The organism is Sandaracinus amylolyticus, from assembly GCF_000737325.1.
Classification (GTDB): Bacteria; Myxococcota_A; Polyangia; order Polyangiales; family Sandaracinaceae; genus Sandaracinus; species Sandaracinus amylolyticus.
In genome coordinates this window covers 10,033,418-10,047,006 of sequence record NZ_CP011125.1, presented here as the reverse complement: position 1 = coordinate 10,047,006, position 13,589 = coordinate 10,033,418, and the positions used below count along the sequence as shown (strand labels likewise).

At 72.9% G+C, this 13,589-nt stretch carries 13 protein-coding genes; 6 read left to right on the top strand and 7 right to left on the bottom strand.

Annotated features, from left to right (window positions below; translation table 11 throughout):
- Positions 1-805 precede the first annotated feature (805 nt).
- Together DB32_RS42600 and DB32_RS42595 are read right to left on the bottom strand one after the other, a co-directional pair.
- Entirely contained in the window at positions 806-2,596 is a 1,791-nt protein-coding gene (locus DB32_RS42600) for a putative bifunctional diguanylate cyclase/phosphodiesterase (protein WP_053238399.1), read from the bottom strand.
- A 121-nt stretch (positions 2,597-2,717) separates the two neighbouring features.
- On the bottom strand, positions 2,718-3,263 hold the full coding sequence (locus DB32_RS42595; RefSeq protein ID WP_053238398.1) for a hypothetical protein: 546 nt from the start codon (positions 3,261-3,263) through the stop codon (positions 2,718-2,720).
- Between the two features lie 149 nt (positions 3,264-3,412).
- On the opposite strand from DB32_RS42595, the gene gcvPB reads away from it, so the two are divergent.
- A complete protein-coding gene (gene gcvPB, locus DB32_RS42590; protein ID WP_053238397.1) occupies positions 3,413-4,906 on the top strand; it encodes an aminomethyl-transferring glycine dehydrogenase subunit GcvPB in 1,494 nt (497 codons plus the stop codon).
- Between the two features lie 61 nt (positions 4,907-4,967).
- On the opposite strand, the gene DB32_RS42585 is transcribed toward gcvPB, so the two are convergent.
- Entirely contained in the window at positions 4,968-5,198 is a 231-nt protein-coding gene (locus DB32_RS42585) for a hypothetical protein (RefSeq protein WP_053238396.1), read from the bottom strand.
- 183 nt (positions 5,199-5,381) lie between these two features.
- Here DB32_RS42585 and DB32_RS42580 point away from each other — a divergent pair, with 183 nt between their 5' ends.
- The 3 genes from DB32_RS42580 to DB32_RS42570 are packed head-to-tail and all read left to right on the top strand — an operon-like array spanning position 5,382 to position 7,612.
- Positions 5,382-6,797, top strand: coding sequence for a hypothetical protein (locus DB32_RS42580; protein WP_053238395.1), 1,416 nt, complete (start codon positions 5,382-5,384; stop codon positions 6,795-6,797).
- An 11-nt stretch (positions 6,798-6,808) separates the two neighbouring features.
- Positions 6,809-7,003: a hypothetical protein gene (locus DB32_RS42575; RefSeq protein ID WP_157070357.1), complete on the top strand. Its 195-nt coding sequence runs from the start codon at positions 6,809-6,811 to the stop codon at positions 7,001-7,003.
- A gap of 36 nt (positions 7,004-7,039) precedes the next feature.
- Positions 7,040-7,612 (top strand): IgGFc-binding protein, encoded by a 573-nt coding sequence (locus tag DB32_RS42570; protein WP_053238393.1) that lies wholly within the window; start codon positions 7,040-7,042, stop codon positions 7,610-7,612.
- A 3-nt stretch (positions 7,613-7,615) separates the two neighbouring features.
- Here DB32_RS42570 and DB32_RS42565 read toward each other — a convergent pair whose 3' ends face one another.
- The 3 genes from DB32_RS42565 to DB32_RS42555 all read right to left on the bottom strand — a co-directional run bounded on the left by DB32_RS42565 (position 7,616) and on the right by DB32_RS42555 (position 10,912).
- Positions 7,616-7,909 carry an FtsB family cell division protein gene (locus tag DB32_RS42565; RefSeq protein WP_053238392.1) on the bottom strand — a complete coding sequence of 98 codons (294 nt, stop codon included), beginning with the start codon at positions 7,907-7,909 and terminating at the stop codon, positions 7,616-7,618.
- 67 nt (positions 7,910-7,976) lie between these two features.
- Entirely contained in the window at positions 7,977-9,416 is a 1,440-nt protein-coding gene (locus DB32_RS42560) for a sigma-54-dependent transcriptional regulator (protein ID WP_053238391.1), read from the bottom strand.
- Positions 9,413-10,912, bottom strand: a complete 1,500-nt coding sequence (locus tag DB32_RS42555; RefSeq protein WP_053238390.1) for a HAMP domain-containing sensor histidine kinase — start codon at positions 10,910-10,912, stop codon at positions 9,413-9,415. Before DB32_RS42555 ends, DB32_RS42560 begins: the two co-directional genes overlap by 4 nt.
- A 235-nt stretch (positions 10,913-11,147) precedes the next feature.
- Here DB32_RS42555 and DB32_RS42550 point away from each other — a divergent pair, with 235 nt between their 5' ends.
- Together DB32_RS42550 and DB32_RS42545 are read left to right on the top strand one after the other, a co-directional pair.
- Entirely contained in the window at positions 11,148-12,761 is a 1,614-nt protein-coding gene (locus DB32_RS42550) for a SulP family inorganic anion transporter (protein ID WP_053238389.1), read from the top strand.
- Positions 12,762-12,781: 20 nt separating this feature from the next.
- The gene (locus tag DB32_RS42545; RefSeq protein WP_157070356.1) at positions 12,782-13,036 is read left to right on the top strand and encodes a hypothetical protein; all 255 of its coding nucleotides are present in this window, start codon (positions 12,782-12,784) and stop codon (positions 13,034-13,036) included.
- On the opposite strand, the gene DB32_RS42540 is transcribed toward DB32_RS42545, so the two are convergent.
- Positions 13,002-13,505 carry a WbuC family cupin fold metalloprotein gene (locus DB32_RS42540; protein WP_053238387.1) on the bottom strand — a complete coding sequence of 168 codons (504 nt, stop codon included), beginning with the start codon at positions 13,503-13,505 and terminating at the stop codon, positions 13,002-13,004. The genes DB32_RS42545 and DB32_RS42540 overlap by 35 nt on opposite strands.
- Positions 13,506-13,589: the final 84 nt, after the last annotated feature.

Below are 13,589 nucleotides of genomic sequence, written 5' to 3'. Positions count from 1 at the left end.
GCATCTCTCGCGGCGCTCGACGCGCGTCGCGATCATTTCGATCGCGATCCGTCGCAACTCGCGATGATTTCGATCGCGATCCGTCGCAACTCGCGATCATTTCGACCGCGATCTGTCGCAACTCGCGATCATTTTCATCACGCGCCGCGCGAGAATTCGTCGAATTCCCGGCAAATTCGCGCGGTTTTCGGAGCCCCCAGAAGTTGGGGATCGAACCCCCCCTCGCTGGCCTCGCCACCCCCAGCCGGCGGGGACCGCACCCCCATCCGCCGGCCTCGCGACCCCGCACGACGGCGACGCACTCCCTCGCGTACCGCCTCGCGACCCCGCACGCGGGCGACGCACCGCCAGCGATCCGCCTCGCGACCCCGCGCCACGAGAACGCACCGCCAGCGATCCGCCTCACGACCCCGCGCGACAGCGCCTCACGCGCACGACCCCCGAGCGTCCACCCCACCCGAGTCGGCTCACGATGCCCGAAGGGCGAGTCGGTCCGCGCGAGATGCCGCGAGAGCGCTTCGCGCGCTCGCGTCATCACGCGCTCTCGCATCACACCGAAGAACGGCGCGTGCACGCCTCGCGCGCGGCCGAGACCTCACCAGCAGGGCGCGTGGCAGGGGGCCCGAGCGCTTCCGCAGCGACCCACCCGACGTCACCGACGCACCCGCCCGGTTCTCGTCATCGCATCCGCGATGACGAGAACGACCCCGCCTCCCGACACCCCACCGCCATCGCACGCCGGTCGCGAGGCTTAGCGAGGGCCCCCTGCCACGCGCCCCCGCCGAAGCCTCACCCCGCGCGGCCTCTAGCTCTCCCGCACGTGCCGCTCGAAGGCATCCGGGGGCATCGGCTTGCCGAACAGGTAGCCCTGCACCTCGTCGCACCCGACGTTCGCGAGCTGCTCGAGCTGGGTCGGCGTCTCCACGCCCTCCGCGAGCACGTCGAGCCCGAGCTGGTGCCCGAGGAACGTGATCGCCTGCGCGAGCGATCGCGCCTGCTCCGCCGGGAGCCCTTCGCGATCGAGCTCCTGCACGAACGAGCGATCGATCTTCAGCACGTCGACCGGCAGCTTCTGCAGGTACGCGAGCGACGAGTAGCCGGTGCCGAAGTCGTCGACCGACACCCGCACGCCCAGCGAGCGCAGCGCGCTCAGGCGGACGATCGCCTGCTCGACCTCGCCCATGACGATCGTCTCGGTCAGCTCGAGCTCGAGGCGCTCCGGCGGGATGCTCGCCGCGCGCACCGCGCGCTTCACCGTGCCCACGAAGTCGTGCCGCACGAACTGCAGCCCCGACACGTTCACCGACACCCGCCCGTACTCGAGCCCCGCGTCGCTCCAGCGCTTGCACTGACGCGCCACCTCGTTGAGCGCCCAGGTGCCGATCGGCACGATCAGCCCGCTGTCCTCGGCGACCGGGATGAAGCGCCCGGGGCTGATCATGCCGCGCTGCGGGTGCTTCCAGCGCAGCAGCGCCTCGGCGCCGACGAGCTGGCGCGTCGCGATCGAGTACTTGGGCTGGTAGTGCAGCGAGAGCTGCCCCGAGCGCATCGCCTCGCGCAGCTGGTGCTCGAGGTCGAGCCGCTCGCGCGCGGTCTGCTGCATCGACGCGTCGAAGAGCTTGAGCCGGCCCGGGCCCTCGTTCTTCGCCTGGTGCAGCGCGATGTCCGCGTAGCGCAGCAGCGTCGCGGCGTCGGGCGCGTCGTCGGGATAACGCGCGACGCCGATGCCCGCGGTCAGCACGATCTCGTGCGCGTCGAGGTGGAAGGGCTCGCGGATCGCCTGCTGGATGCGATCCGAGCGCTGCAGCGCCGAGACGCCGGCGCGCACGTCGTCGAGCAGCACGATGAACTCGTCGCCGCTTCGACGCCCCGCGAGATCGCCGTCGTCGATGCTCGAGAGGAGGCGCTGCGCGACCTGACGCAGCAGCACGTCGCCGAGCGCGTGCCCGAGCGAGTCGTTCACCCGGCGGAACCGATCGAGCGACACGATCGCGAGCGCGAGCCCCTGGCCCATCACCGCGGCGCGCTCGATGCGGCGCTCGGTCTCGAGGTGCACGAACGCGCGGTCGGGCAGGCCGGTGACGGGATCGGGGCGCGGCGCGCGCTGCGAGGACCCGACGCGGCGTCGCTGGCTCCCGGAGTGATGCCGCAGATCGATCGGCGGGCGGGGCGTCGGCGCGATCGGGTGCGACGCGGTGATCGGCTCGCCCGCGGGCGGCTGGAGCACGCCCTCGACGAGCGCGCGCAGATCGTCGAGCGCGGCGCTGCGGCGCGCCTCGGCGAGATCGGGGCGCGTCCTCACGTCGGCGAGCAGCACCGTCGCGAGCTGGGTCTCGCCCGCCATGATCGGGAGCGTCGCGACGGCGAGGGGCGTGGTGCCCGCGGCGAAGAGCGCGACCTCGGGCGCCGCGGGGCCGCGGCCGACGTGGGTCACGATGCGCGCGCGCTCGAGCCGGAGGCGACGCGCGGGCACGACCTCCTCGAGCCCTCCGTCGCGCGCGAGCTCGCTCGCGCTGGCGAGCTTGCGCGCGTGGTCGCCCTCGAGGGTGAAGCAGACGGCGATCGGCAGATCGACGAGCCCCGCGACCGTTCGCAAGAGACGCTCGACCGTTCGTCCCCTCGCGTCCGATGTCGCCGTCGCGGCTGGGTCTCGCGTCTCGCTCGGGCTCATGAGCCGGACCGAGTATAGGCGGACCACGACGCGCGCGAACAGCGGATCACCGGCGCATCCGACCCGCCGCCGCGGTGGTGACGTAGTAGTGGGGAGGCCAGTGTCGGTACCACTCCGCGCCGAGGACCGGACCGTTCTCGGTGTCCTCTTCGCCGGTCGCGACGCCGTAGACCTTCACGAGCGAGCCGGTCCAGAGGCGACGCGCGCCCGCGCGATCCTCCTCGCGCATCGGGATGAGCGCGACGAAGCGGCCGATCTCGCGATCGCTCACGGTCACGCGGCACGAGTCGCCGCTCTCGTCGCCGCAGAGGTGGCGATCCTGATGCGCGCGCAGCGAGAGCAGGACGCGCGCGCGTCCGTCGTCCTGCGCGACCGGCGGCTCGAGCACGACGCCGAACCAGCCGACGAGGGGCTGCTCCTCGGGGCGGGTGCGGCGCACCTCTTCGTACGAGAGCTCGGTCGCGCGCTCCATGTACGCGCGCTCGTCCCCGAGCGGCTCGTAGCTGCGCGAGAAGCCGTAGGCGCCGCCCCCACCACAGCCGGCGATCGAGGCCAGGATCGAGAGGGCGCAGAGTGTGCGGAAGAGCGTCATCGCGCGCGCATGATGCCGCACCGAACACGTCTTGCGCAGGCCCCCCGCGCGCCCCAGTATCCCGCGCCTGCGGAGGCCCCCGAAGGATCTCCGCGCGCTTACGGGCCCCGCCGTGTTCGCACGGCCGGGGCGGAGGAAAGCAGCACGTCATGCCGGGTCTTGCGAGGTCGGGAATCCAGTGGGCCGAGCCGCTGATCTTCGAGCGTGGCGCCGCGGGCCGTACGGCCGCGTCGCTCCCCGCGCTCGACGTGCCGGACGTCGACCCGAAGGCGCTCTTCGGTGATCAGGCGCGCGACCCGAGCGAGCAGGCGGGCCTGCCCGAGGTGAGCGAGCCGGAGGCGTTCCGCCACTACGTGCGGCTGAGCGAGATGAACTTCGCGATCGACAACGCGATGTACCCGCTCGGCTCGTGCACGATGAAGTACAACCCGAAGGTCAACGAGTGGGCGGCGCGCCTGCCGGGCTTCGCGAAGCTGCATCCGTACGCGCCGGAGCACCTGATCCAGGGCGCGCTCGAGCTGATGTACCGGCTCGAGAAGGGCCTCGCCGAGGTGTGCGGCATGGACCGCGTCGCGCTGCAGCCCGCCGCGGGCGCGCAGGGCGAGCTCGCGGGCCTGATGATGATCCGCGCGTTCCACCAGGCGCAGGGACGCTCGCCGAAGAAGGTGCTGGTGCCGGTGACGGCGCACGGCACGAACGCCGCGAGCTGCGCCTTCAACGGCTATCAGATCGTGCCGTTCCCCGCGGGCGAAGACGGCGTGGTGCACCCCGAGGCGATCGCGCCGGTGCTCGACGACGACGTCGCGGCGATCATGATCACGAACCCGAACACCGTCGGGCTCTTCGAGAAGCACCTGCCGACGATCGCACGGATGGTGCACGACAAGGGCGCGCTGGTGTACGGCGACGGCGCGAACCTCAACGCGCTGATGGGCCGCGCGCGCCCCGGTGATCTCGGCGTGGACGTGATGCAGTTCAACCTGCACAAGACGTTCACGACGCCGCACGGCGGCGGAGGCCCCGGGTGCGGGCCGGTCGGCTACAAGCGCATCCTCGATCCCTACGCGCCGGTGCCGACGGTCGAGAAGTCGCACGACGGGACGTACCACCTCGAGTTCAACCGCCCGAAGAGCGTGGGCCGCCTGCGCAGCTTCTACGGCAACTTCGGGATGATGGTCCGCGCGTACGCGTACCTGCGCGAGATGGGCGCCGAGGGCCTCAAGGGCGCGACCGATCTCGCGGTGCTCAACGCGAACTACCTGCGCGCGAAGCTCGGCGAGACGTGGCACGTCGCGTACGACACGACGTGCATGCACGAGGTCGTGATCAACGACAAGCACCTCGGCAAGACGGGCGTGACGACGATGGACGTCGCCAAGCGCCTGCTCGACTACGGCTTCCACGCGCCGACCGTGTACTTCCCGCTCGTCGTGAAGGGCGCGATGCTGGTCGAGCCGACCGAGACCGAGACGCGCCAGGCGCTCGATCGGTTCGTCGACGCGATGAGCGCGATCAGCCGCGAGGCGCACGAGGAGCCCGAGACCGTGAAGAAGGCGCCGCACCTCACGCGCCTGCGCCGCCTCGACGAGACGCGCGCCGCGCGCAAGCCGGTGCTGCGCTACACGAAGAAGCCGCAGGGCTGATCGCCCACGCGACGTGACGAACGAGCCGTGCTCTCCTCGAGGGAGCGCGGCTCGTGTCGTTTCAGGGCTCGTCGTCCTCGCCGAGGGCGCCGGTCGAGCCGGGCGCGACGGTGTCCGGCGCCGTCTGCTCGGGCGAGAGCGTCGTGTCGCCGGTCTTCGCGGGCTCGCCGGCGGCGCGACCGCGCGTCTCGCCGGGCTGGGCGCCGGTGGGCTCCGCGGTGTCCATGTCGCGCTCGCAGCCTACGAGCGAGAGCGCGCCTGCGAGCACGAGCATCGGGATCGAGGTCTTCATCGGTCTCCTCCGTGCTCGCCCGTTGCAGTGCGTGCGCCGAACGGCGTGCGCACGTGCGCGCACGGATCGCAGCGGCAGGAAATACGTGTGGTTTCGCGCAGTTGTCGATGGCCGTGCGCTTGCTGAAGAGGGCCCCCGACGAACGCGGCGCCGAGGCGCGCCGCCTCGCAGGAGGACCTCGCCGTGCAGCCCATCTCGTCGCGTGCCCGCATCTTCTCGCGCACCGAGCGCGCCCACCTCTGCCCGACGTGCGGAGGCGCGACACCGGTGCCGCTCGAGGGAGGCACCGCGTGCTGCGTGCGCTGCGCGGCCGCGATCCCGGTCGGGCCGCGCCCCGAGGAGCTCGCGCGTGTGCCGGTGCCGGTCACGGAAGCCGATCGCCTCGCGCGCCTCGCCGCGCAGCAGCACACGCCGATGATGCCGCCGCCCGCGATCGCGCCGCTCTTCGCGAGCGGCGGGCTCAGCGCGATCCGCCGCAGCGAGGCCGAGGCGAGCTGGCAGGCGCTGCGTCGCGCGGTGATCGCGGCGCCCCACGATCTCTCGAGCGCGGACGCGCTGTACGTGCTCACGCTCGGGCTCGTCGGGCTGCCCGACGAGGAGCCGGCGCGCGCGCGGGCGCGGCTCGAGACCGCGCGCGAGATCCTGTCGATGCCGCGCCATCGCGGCGGGCTCGCGTGCTCGCTCGCGCGCATCGCGGCGCGCGAGGAGGAGATCGACGCGGCGAAGGAGTGGCTCGCGCTCGTCGATCCGCACACCGACGATCTCGAGACCGACAGCGGGCGCCGGTTCGCCCTCGCGCTGATCGCGACGTCGCAGGACGACTTCACGGGCGTGCTCGCGGCGCTGGGATCGAAGAGCGGGGAGATCCCGCTGCACCTCGCGACGCAGGCGACGTGCGCGGTGCTGCGCGCGCATGCGCTCGAGCGCACGGGGCGCGTCGAGGACGCGGTCGCGTCGCTGCGCGCCGACATGGCGGAGGGACGGCTCGATGCGGTGCTGGTCGAGCAGATCCGCTCGCGCTTCCCGCGCTTCGCGCTGATCGCGCAGAGCTGGCCGCAGGTGAACGCGGCGCGCGCGAGCGCGCGGAGCAAGAGCGCGATCGCGTTCTGGGCGCCGATGGCGTTCGGCGGGATCGTGTTCCTGCTGATCGGGCTCGCGTCGTTCGTGCCCGCGCTGTTCGGGCTCGTGCTCTCGATGTTCCCGACCGCGATGTTCGGGCCGCTCGCGCCCGCGGTGACGTCGTTCACGAGCCACGCGTCGTTCGGGTCGCTGATCTTCGGGTTCGCGTTCGCGGCGAGCTCGAGCATCTGGTTCGGCATCGCGTGGAGCTCGTACAAGTCGGGGCGCGACGCGGCGTGGCTCGAGCAGCACGGCGTGCCCGCGCAGGCGCGCTTGCTCGCGGTGAAGCAGACCGGGATCCGCATCAACGATCAGCCGATCTTCGATCTGTCGCTGCGCGTCGAGATGGAAGGACGCGCGCCCTACGAGGCGAGCCTGCGGCAGCTCGTGCCGTTCCATCAGCTCGGGATGATGGTGCCGGGCGCGCTCCTGCAGGTGAAGGTCGACCCCGCGAACCCCACGCGCCTGGCGGCGGTGTGACCATGAAGGCGATGACGGACACGCTCGAGGGGCTCGCGGCGTCGTGCTCGGCGGGCATCGCGATGGTGCTCGGAGGCGCGGCGGTCGCGTCGGAGATGACGGGTCACGGCGTGATGGCGCCGATGGTGCCGACGGTGATCGGGAGCTTCGCGGTGATCGCGATCGCGCTCGGGTGGTCGGCGACGCGCGCCGCGACGATTCGGTGAGACGGATTCGGGCGCTCGCGGCCCCTTCTGCGAGGGATGGAGCTCGCAGCAGTACGGCAGGACGGAGCAAGCGTCGGGATCGAGGGCTGGGGGCGCGAGCACGTCGGATACGCGGTCGGTCTCGAGGGAGCGGCCGCGGCAGGCTCGGTGCGCATCGTCGCGGCGTTCGACGGGACCGACGTGGACCTCGAGCCGGCGCAGCGCGGGATCGCAGGCGTGGTGCTCGATGCGGGCGAGTCGGTCGAGCTCGAGGTGGAGGGTGCGTTCCGGCTCGTCGCGAGCGAGCCGATCCTCGTGGTGCAGACGCTCGGCGGGACGTCGATCTCGTGGGTGGTCGCGCCGGTGGATCGTCACCGCAGCGAGCACGCGATCGACCTGCCGTACGGCGCGCTCGACGAGCACGCGCTGGTGATCGTGCGACCGCGCGAGACGTGGACGTGCATCGACGGGCGCGTGTCGGGCCTGGCGCGCGTCGCGCGTGTCGGCGACTGGGAGTGCTGCGTGACGCGCGTCCGCGCCGGGGCGCATCGGGTGATCGGAGAGCGCGCGTTCGCGCTGGTCGCGATCGGACGCGAGGGGATCGCGCCGTACGCGAGCGCGTCGCTCTGAGCGTCACTCGGGGAACTGGAAGACGATCTCGCCCTCGCGGACCATGCCGAGCTCGTCGCGCGCGATGCGCTCGATCGCGCGCTCGTCGGCGCGCAGCGAGCGCACGTCGTGCTGGAGCTGGCGGACCTCTTCGCGCATGCGCTCGTTGGTGCGCTGCACCTCGGCGAGCTCGTCGCGCAGCGCGCGATAGCGGGGCAGGCCCTGCTCGCCCATCACGAGCAGCGGCACCGCGATGATCGATCCGAGCAGGAGCGAGAGCGGCAAGAGCCACGCGAGGAACGTCGAGGTCCGCGACATCCGACCCGCGATGCTCGATGGGCCGGGGGCGCAGGTCCAAAAATCAGCGCTCGCGTCACGGAATTGGTCAACCCTCGCGGAAGTCGCCCGGCGAGAGGCCGTGGCGCTTGAGGAGCGCGTGGAAGTCGGTGCGATTGCGGCCGGCGAGGCGCGCGGCGGCGCTCACGTTGCCACCCGCGCGGCGGAGCGCTTCCTCGAGGTACGCGCGATCGAACGCCTCGCGCGCCTCGCGCAGCGGCAGCAGCTCGCGCGAGCGGGCGAGGTCTCGCCCGTCGATCGATCCGCTCGGCGGCTCGCTCTCCGACGCGTCGAGCTCGGGGGCACGCGCGAGCACCGCGAGCACGTGCTGGGGGCGCAGCACGCCGTCGGGCGCGAGCAGCGCCGCGCCCTCGATCACGTTCGCGAGCTCGCGCACGTTCCCGGGCCAGTCGTGCGCGCGGAGGATGCGCAGCGCGTCGCTCGTCAGGTGCGGCTCGGAGAGGCGGTGGCGCGACGCGGCGCGCGCGAGGAAGAGCTCCGCGAGCAGCGGAATGTCCTCGCGGCGATCACGCAGCGCGGGCATCTCGACCGGCACGACGTGCAGTCGATAGAAGAGGTCCTCGCGGAACGTGCCGCGCTCGACCGCGGCGCGCAGATCGCGATGGGTCGCTGCGACGACCCGCACGTCGACCGGCGTCGCGCGCGTCGCGCCGACCGCGACGACCTCGCGCTCCTGCAGCACGCGCAGCAGCTTCACCTGGACCTGCGGCGGCGCGTCGCCCACCTCGTCGAGCAGGAGCGTCCCGCCGCTCGCGGCGGCGAACAGGCCCTCCTTGTCGCGCACCGCGCCGGTGAACGCGCCGCGCACGTGCCCGAAGAGCTCGCTCTCGAGGAGATCCGCGGGCAGCGCGCCGCAGTTGATCGCGACGAAGCGTCCGTGCGCGCGCGGCGAGAGCGAGTGGAGCATGCGCGCCGCGAGCTCCTTGCCGGTGCCCGACTCGCCGAGGAGCAGCACGGTCGCGTCGGATCGCGCGATGCGCGCGATCCGCTCGCGCACCTCCTCGATGCGCGCGCTGGTGCCGAGCAGGCGCACGCCCTCGCCCTCGTCGCCGACGATGCGGCGCAGGCCCGCGACCTCGCGACGCAGCCGGACGCGCTCGACGGCGTGCTCGACCTCGGAGAGCAGCTCGTGGTCGTGGAACGGCTTGGTGAGGAAGCCGTACGCGCCGCGATGGAGCGCGGCGACCGCGGTCTCCACGGTCCCGTGCGCGGTGAGCACGATCACCGGCAGATCGAGCGAGCGCCGCTGCACGGCGTCGAGCACGTCGAGGCCGTCCTCGCCGTCGAGGCGGAGGTCGAGGATCATCGCGTCGACGATCTCGCGCTCCAGCACCTCGAGCGCGCCGCGCCCCGTGGTCTCGATGGTCGCGCGGAAGCCGTGGTGCTCGAGGCGCATCGAGAGCAGCTCGCAGAGGTCCTCCTCGTCGTCGACGACGAGGACGTGCCCCTTCCACTCGGGCTCGCTCACGAGGGCACCCCCAGCACCCCGAGCGGCGCGCCGCCGAGCGCGCGGGGCGGTGCGCTCTCGCGTCCGTCGAGCGGCAGCCGCATCACGAAGCACGCACCGCGATCGACGGTCGCGTCGAGCTCGAGCTCGCCGCCGTGGGCGCGCGCCACCTCGCGCGCGAGCGCGAGCCCGAGGCCGATGCCGAGCGCCTTGGGCGAGCCGTCGACGGCGACCGTGACGAACGGCTCGAACAGCGTGTCGCGCACCTCGTCGGGCACACCGGGGCCCTCGTCGCGCACGCGCACCACGGCGACGCTGCGCCCGTCGACGCGCTCGATCGTGCGCGTCACGCGCACCACCTGGCCCGGCTTCGAGACCGAGACCGCGTTGCGCATCAGGTTCGCGAACGCGCGCTCGAGCAGCGCCTCGTCGAGCGCGGTGCGCACCGAGTCCCCTTCGCGCTCGACGTCGATCGTGACGCGCCGTGCGCGCGCATCGGAGCCTTCTTCCGCGACGGCGTTGGCGAGCACGTCGTCGACCGAGACACCGCCGCGGCGCCGGAGCGGCGCGCCCGCGCGCAGCCGCGAGAGATCGAGGAGCGTGGTCACGATGCGGATCTCGCGCTCGCACGCGGTCCGCGCGATGCCGACGACGCGTGCCTGACGTTCCTGGAGCGGTCCGCACGCGCCGTCCATCAGCAGCGCGAGCGCCTCGCGGATCTTCGACAGCGGAGTTCGCAGCTCGTGGGAGATGGACGCGAGGAATCCCTGCTTCAAGCTCTCGAGCTCGGCGAGCCGCACGCGCATGCGCTCGAGCTCCTCCGCGAGCTCCACGATCTCCGCCGGACCCTCGGCCACCAGCGACTCGCCGAAGTCTCCGCGCGACAGCCGCTGCGCGACGCGCGAGATCTTCGCGAGCGGCTCGCTGATCTCCGCGGCCATGCGGCGCGCGGTCCACATCGCGAGCGCGAGCGCGATCGCCGCGATCAGCACGCCGACGACCAGTGCGCTCGTGCCGAGCCGCCCGACGTCGCCCTCCTGGGCGCGCGCCGCGGCGTGGAGCTCCGCGAGCCGCTCGACCCAGATCGTCGTGATGCGCGCGTCGAGCTCGCTGCGCTCGAGCTCCGCGATCGCGCTGTACGGCGAGCACACGCCCGACGCGAGCAGGCGATCCGCGAGATCGAGGTAGCCGACCGACGCGCGGTAGAGCGGCTGCGACACCGGCGCGGTGCCTCGCAGCCGATCGCGCAGGATCGACGCGTTGCGCTCGATCGGCTCGGTCGCCGCTTCGTCCTCGCCGCGGGCACAGCGCGCGAGCGCGTGGCGCATCGAGAGATCGAGGTTCCAGTCCGCTTCGTGGAGCGCGCCCTCGCGGGCGAGCGTGCCGAGCTCGTCCTCACCGAGCTCCACCACGAGCTGCGTCATGCGCCCGAGCGCGCCGAGGACGATCGCGAGCGCCACGGTGATCACGAGGACGGGCGCGGCGTGAGAGACGACGAGGCGCGAGAAGAGACGCATTCGATTCCATCGCTGCAGCCAGCGAGCGCGACGGGGTCGCGGGGCGCGCGCCTTGATCCTCAGCATTCGGCGTTCCGTCGGGTCTCCTCCGAAGATATCGCGAGAAGCGCTGGCGCACCGTCGGTCTTCGCCGACGGTGTCGGGAACACCTGTCGGCGATTCACGACGGTGGTGCGCGGAGCCGCGCGGATCGCAGGGATCGCGCGGTGGCACGCGACGTGGACCAGGGCGCGCCGTGGCTCATCGCGAACGATCCCCGAGCGCCCTCGCCGACACCCTCGCGTCGTGGCGCGAGATGTTCGATCGCCGCACCGCCGGCGCGAACGTCGGCGCCGGTCTGGTCGTCGCGATGGTCGCGATCCCGCTGAACCTGGCGCTCGCCGTCGCGTGCGATCTGCCGCCTGCCGCGGGCCTCGTGAGCGGCGCGATCGGCGGGCTGATCGCGGCGCTCTTCGGCGGCTCGCGCCTCAACGTGACCGGCCCCGAGGTCGCGCTCGCGCCGCTGACCGCAGCGATCGTCGCGGCGCACGGCATCGACGGGATGCTGATCGCGACGGCGATCGCCGGCGCGGTGCAGATCGCGCTCGGCGCGCTGCGGGTCGGCGGGCTGGTGCGCCTCCTGCCGCGCCCGGTCGTCGGCGGGTTCCTCGCGGCGGTCGGCGTGATGGTGTTCGACTCGCAGCTGCCGCACCTCGTCGGCGTGCACGACGGCCGTCGCGTCGCCGCGCTCGCGACGACGCTGCCCGAAGTCTCGTTCGACGTGCTCGCGATCGCGATCGGCGCGCTCGTGATGCTCGTGCTGATCGTGCTCCCGCGCGTCGTGCCCCGCGTGCCCGCGCCGCTCGTCGCGCTCTCGCTCGCGGTCGGCGTCGTCGCGTGGCTCGGGCTCGACGTCGAGCGCGTCGCGCCGCTGCACGGGAACGCGCTCGCGCTGCACGTGCCGAGCTTCGATCGCGTCGATCTCGCGGCGCTGCTCCCGAACGCGCTCGCGCTCGCCGCGCTCGCGTCGGTCGACTCGCTGCTCTGCGCGGTGAGCATCGACGCGCGCACCGGCGGCCCCTCGCATCGCCCCGATCAGGAGCTCGTCGCGCAGGGCGTCGCGAACCTCGCGTGCGCGGCGTTCGGTGGCATGCCGGTCGCGGCCGCGGTCGTGCGCAGCGTCGCCGCGATCGAAGCGCGCGGCAGCACGCGCCTCTGCGGCGTCGTGCAGTCGGTCGTGCTGCTCGCGGTGGTGCTCGTGCTCGGCCCGCACCTCGATCTCGTGCCGCTCGCGGCGCTCTCGGGCGTGCTCCTCGTCGTCGGCGCGAAGCTCGTCGACCTGAGCGAGCTCGCGAAGCTCGCGAAGGTGCGCCGCTTCGAGGCGGTGGTGTTCGTCGCGACCGCGATCGCGATCGTCACGACCGGCTTCGTCGAGGGCCTCTTGATCGGCTTCGCGCTCGCCGTGATCGAGCACGTGACCGCGCAGGGCGCGGCGCTCCGGCTCGACACGCACCGCATCGGACAGACCCACGTCGCGCGGCTCGAGGGGCCGCTCGTCTTCGCGTCGCAGCATCGCGCGCAGCAGCTCGTCGCGGGCATCTCGGACGACGCGCGCACGCTGATCGTCGAGCTCGAGGGCGTGACGCACTGGGACGCGAGCGGCCTGGCCGCGCTCCGCACCGCGCTCGCCCCGTACGCGAAGCGCGGCGCGAGCGTCGAGGTCGTGCCCGGAGAGGGCATCCCGGTCGACGCGCTCGAGCGCGATCTCGCCGGTGTCGCGCGCGTCCGATCGCGCCGCGAGAGCATGCAACCGCGCCCGCGCGACGCCGGCTCCGGCCTCGAGTCGCTGGCGCTCGATGGAGCCGAGTGAGGCTCGTGGAGGTGGACGCGATGGATCGCAGCGCGACGGCGACGGTCGAACGAGACGAAGCAGCGACGGAGACGACGAGCGCCGCGCGCGCGCAGCGCAGCGCCCGCGCGACGTGGGCGGGCATCGCGCTCCTGCTCGGCCCGATGGCCGCGGTGGGCGCGGCGGCCGTGCTCGCGACCGGCAGCGAAGCGCCGCGCGGCCCCGCGCTGATCGTCTTCCTGCTCGGCCTCGGCGCCGCGGTCACCGCCGATCGGAGCGCGCGGCGTAGCGCGTGAGCCGCTCGAGGTACGCCGCGCAGCCGGGCTCTCCCTCGCGCGGCGCCCACGGCGCGAAGTCCTTGTCGTTCGCGGCCTGATAGGGGCCCGGCTTCACCTCGAAGCAGATCGCGCTCTCGCTCGTGACCACGAGCGAGTGCCACACGCCGGGCGCGAGATCGATGCCGCACGCGTGCGCGCGCTGCATCGGGTCGCCGAGCGTCTGGCAGCGCTCGATCTCCCCGCGATCGTCGAACACGAAGAACGCGACCTCGCCGCGCAGGATGACGAACGTCTCGCTCTTCGCGGGGTCGAGATGGCGATGCGGCGTGATGTACGTGCCGCGCGTCATCACGTTCAGGAAGCGGTGCGGGTTGTCGTCGAGCGACGGATGGAAGTTGTGGTTCGTGCGCCCTCGCGGCGCGCTCGCGGCACGCGCCAGCGTCGTCTCGAAGAGCGCCTCGTCGATCAGCTGCACTCGGTCGGCCACGAGCCCAACATGAGCACACGTGGTCGCGCACGTGCACGAGATCGTTCGCGATCATCGGTAACGCGCGCGACACCGCACGTTTAC